The organism is Streptomyces sp. SAS_270, assembly GCF_052543295.1.
This window is the reverse complement of record NZ_JBMNDS010000168.1, coordinates 1-3,742: the sequence shown is the minus strand read 5'-3', so window position 1 is coordinate 3,742 and position 3,742 is coordinate 1. Positions and strand designations below refer to the sequence as shown.

Here is a 3,742-nt window from a genome sequence, read left to right as displayed (position 1 = left end):
CGTTCCCAAGAGCGAGGTCGAGGAACTCGTCCTCGAAGAGGTCCCCGACATCGGCTACGAGCAGATCGGCGGTCTGGGCGGCCAGATCGAGATGATCCGAGACGCGGTCGAGCTCCCGTACCTCTACCCCGACCTCTTCAAGGAGGGGTTGGGCTTGGGACCATCCCCGCGGGTGCGGAGAGCAGCAAGGATCGGGGCACTCTTGCCGGAAGAAGGGGGCTGGCTGGGCAAGCTGCTCGCGCCCTTCGTGGGCGACTCATCACTGTAGACACCGTAGGCGCCATCTTCCCTTCGACGTAATGCCCAACAGCGCCACTCAGGCGGTGTCGCGGTCCACAACACCGCCTCCCGCAGAACCTTCATCTTGTATAGCTCTCTGGCCTGCCGCCAAGACGTGTGACGGCACTCCGCCTATGTCAGCTGAGGTCCGGGCGTCAGACGGCGCCACGCGGCGCGCAAAGTCCCGCGCTCCGGGCACGGGGCGTGGCTGGTGCAGCAAACGCACGGCGAGCATGCACACGCTCGCGCGGCAGGTCTCCTGTGGCGGCGATGCTGCGGGCCCGCTCGACGGCCGCGCCGGCATCACCGAGCAGATGGTGTACCGACACCTCGTGCAGGGCGACTTGGGCCGTACCGAAGTAGGCGGCGCCTGCGGTGGGAATGCCGTCGTGGCTGAGCTCGGCAGCACGACCTCGGGCCTCGGCGAGCAGGGTGTGCGCGGTGTCCCGGTCGCCCGCCTTGGCCGCGCTGTAGGCAGCGGTGGCGAGCAGGTTGCCCTGAACTGACAGGCGCCCGGCGGAATCCGGGGTGCGGGCTGCACCGAGCCGGTCGGCGGCCCGTACGGCGACCGCGACTGCCCGCCCGTACTGCCCGTAGCGCCGGTGGGCGCTGGAGACCATCCGGTGGGCCTCGGCCAGGACCAGCGGCGCGTCCACCGCGGCCGCCGCCGACACGGCGCGGTCCGCAGTGATCGCTGTCAGCCGGTCGTCACCGAGTTTGATGCACAACCGGGCCGCCACGGCGAACAGTTCGGCGCTCGCGCGCTGCCCCGGTTCGCCGCCGCAGGCCTGCGCGAGCGCGAGACGCTGCGGCAGGGCACGGGCGAGCGCGTCATACCGGCAGGCGAGCACATCCGATCGGGAGGCGGTGACCGCGAGTGCCGCGGCCTCGGCGGTCGGCTCCACGGCGAGCGTCGGCGGCCCGTACAGCAACAGGTCCTCCAGACCGGAAAGCGAGGCGGGAGCCGGTGAAGCGGCCGCAGGAAGCGACGAGCCCAGCACCGAGGCCGCAGAGGCCCAGGCCAGCAGTTCCCGACGGCGCATCGGATCGTCCTCCTCACGTGCTTGGGCGGTCACTGTAGTGGTGCGCGGCGGCATCAGCCCCAGCACCGCGCCCAACACTGCACGAGGCATGCCCACCGAGTCCGCGATCTGCCGCAGCATCCCCACGTCGACCGGGAGGGCCCGGTGCTCCAGACGCGAGATGGTCGAGGCCGAGCAGCCGACCCGGTCGCCGAGATCCCCCTGCCTCCAGCCGCGCGCCTCGCGGCCCAGACGCACCAGGGATCCCGCGTCGCCGGCCGCCACCAGGCGCCGCACACGCGGAGAAGCCCACAGCGGATCGTGTGCGCGCATCGCACCCCCCGACCTGGCACGGCCCAGTCTGTCCACGCTACGAGCCCACCGGGGGCCTGTCACCGGCGTGTGCACGATGCGCAAACGCCTTGCACAGTCCGGCAGTTCACTCCCCCGCGGCCGCGGGGGCGCAGTGTGCTGTGAGGCACCGTCCCCCGAGCGAGGGAGTCCACCCATGGCAACCGCAGTCCAGATCCGTGACCCGAAGACGTTCGTCGACCCGGCGGTGTGGGACCGGGAAATCGCACTGCTCGTACGAGACAACCCCTTCGACGTGGTGATGGCCGAACGGCTCTTCGGCCAAGCCATCGCCTACCTGATCACCGCCATGGAGAAGTGGGGGCAGGGCCTGGAGATCGGATGCGGCGCACTGGTCGACACCGACGTACACGCGTTCATCCTGGACACCATCAACTACCGGGCGTTCTGCGCACGCCACTTCAACGGCGGGTTCCTGGAGCATGTGCCGGAGATCGACCGCAAGGCCGATGGCACCGTGATGCGCACCGCGCAGATCATCGCCGGCAACGGCTTTGCCATCGACCTCCCGCTGTGGGAGGCGGACGCGGCGAAGTGCTCGCCCTGCACGCCGGGATCCAACTGCCACTGACCAGGCCGCGCAGGGCCGGAAACCACACGGTGCGGTTTCCGGCCCTGCGTTGTGCCCTTACCGGCCACAGCGACACGAGCGACCCGCACGGGCGAAAAAACGGCATCCGACGGCGATCAGTAGCGTGGGCGGCCCCATCCTCCCCACGACGAGGCCGCAGCCCCATGCCGACCATCACCGATCACACCGCCTACTGGGACCACTACGCCCAGGGAGTCGCCGACGAGAACCGGGATGAGGCGCTGGCAAACGCGTTCGGCTGGACCCAGTACGACACTCACGGTCCCGGCGCCGAACTCCTCGGCCAGCCGCAAACTACTCTCGAACTCGGCTTCGGCCGCGGAAACGCCGTAGCCGCCCTGGCCACCCACGGTGTTCAAGCACACGGCGTGGACCTCTCAGCCGTGCAGTGCACCAAGGCCCGCGAACGCTGGGGCGATCTGGCCGGCGCCCGCTTCATCGAGGCCAACGTGCTCGACTACCTCGACCGCCCCGGAGAGCCTTACGACGCGGTCTATTCGATCTGGGGCGCCCTCTGGTTCACCGACCCTGAGGCCCTGTTGCCCCTGATCCACAACAGACTCGTACCCGGCGGACGCCTGGTGTTCTCCCAGGCCCCCCCCCGTGCCCGGATCCACCGGCATCCAGGGCATGTACGGAGCAGGATTCAAAGGGCGCCGAACGTGGATCTACCGATGGGCATACGAACCCGACGGATGGACCAACATCCTCACCAGACACGGATACCGCAACATCAACGCCCGAGTACTCGACGCCCCCAACCCCGAGAACGTCGGCACACTCATGGTCGAAGCACACGCTCCCGACAACTGACCGCCAACTCCAAAGACCAGACACCCCATTGCGGGACCACCAAGAAGGCATTTGCGATAGTCGCGCTGCGGCCCGGGTTGAGACCATCCGGGCGCGAAAAGCAGGCGGTTTGCGGCCTGCTGGGCTGCGTCGCGAAGGGACCATCCCCGCGTACGCGGGGAGCAGTTCAACGGCCTGGCCGCGCTGACCGGTCAGCCATTGGGCATGCTGACTGACGTTGGAAAATGTGGCCTAACCTTGCACCTGAGCGTCCCCGCCGCACGTATCACCGGGAGTTGGTGAGAGCTGGCTCCCTCGGCGGACGGGACAGGCAGGGGTGGCCAGCAGCCCTCCAGAAGCGAGTGTTCTGGGCCGACGGCGGAATCGTCATGCAGCCGCCGACCGGTTGTGTCACTGGAGGGAGTGGTTTCGAGCCGACTCCTGTCGCTGCTCGTTCCAGAGGTCGGTGAGCTCGCCGAGTGCGCTGTTGGTGCGGCCGAGTTCCCAGAGCAGGTAGATGCTGGCTCCGGCGAATGGGATCCATTCACCCCAGTGGAAGATGAGCACCGGCATATGCAGCAGGCCGTGAGGGGCCACGAAGTTTCCGGACAGGGATCCAATAGGGTTGTCCTGAACAGGAAACGAGGAAGAAGTGGCGCCACCCAGCAAGTACTCGCCGGAGTTC

The 3,742-nt window shown here is 68.4% G+C and carries 4 protein-coding genes and 2 pseudogenes; 4 read left to right on the top strand and 2 right to left on the bottom strand.

Features of this window, described 5'->3' with window-relative positions; translation table 11 throughout:
• Positions 1-268 (top strand): annotated as a pseudogene (locus ACN6LB_RS45630) (hypothetical protein); the annotation flags it as partial.
• 166 nt (positions 269-434) lie between these two features.
• Here the strand turns inward: ACN6LB_RS45630 and ACN6LB_RS45625 are convergent.
• A complete protein-coding gene (locus ACN6LB_RS45625; protein WP_445031070.1) occupies positions 435-1,634 on the bottom strand; it encodes a helix-turn-helix domain-containing protein in 1,200 nt (399 codons plus the stop codon).
• A 175-nt stretch (positions 1,635-1,809) separates the two neighbouring features.
• Here ACN6LB_RS45625 and ACN6LB_RS45620 point away from each other — a divergent pair, with 175 nt between their 5' ends.
• The 3 genes and pseudogenes from ACN6LB_RS45620 to ACN6LB_RS45610 all read left to right on the top strand — a co-directional run bounded on the left by ACN6LB_RS45620 (position 1,810) and on the right by ACN6LB_RS45610 (position 3,078).
• A complete protein-coding gene (locus ACN6LB_RS45620) occupies positions 1,810-2,244 on the top strand; it encodes a hypothetical protein (RefSeq protein WP_445031069.1) in 435 nt (144 codons plus the stop codon).
• A 164-nt stretch (positions 2,245-2,408) separates the two neighbouring features.
• Positions 2,409-2,810: pseudogene (locus ACN6LB_RS45615) on the top strand (class I SAM-dependent methyltransferase); the annotation flags it as partial.
• 58 nt (positions 2,811-2,868) lie between these two features.
• Positions 2,869-3,078 (top strand): hypothetical protein, encoded by a 210-nt coding sequence (locus tag ACN6LB_RS45610; protein ID WP_445031071.1) that lies wholly within the window; start codon positions 2,869-2,871, stop codon positions 3,076-3,078.
• Positions 3,079-3,468: 390 nt separating this feature from the next.
• On the opposite strand, the gene ACN6LB_RS45605 is transcribed toward ACN6LB_RS45610, so the two are convergent.
• The coding region (locus ACN6LB_RS45605) for a hypothetical protein (RefSeq protein ID WP_445031068.1) at positions 3,469-3,742 on the bottom strand (274 nt) is incomplete at its 5' end.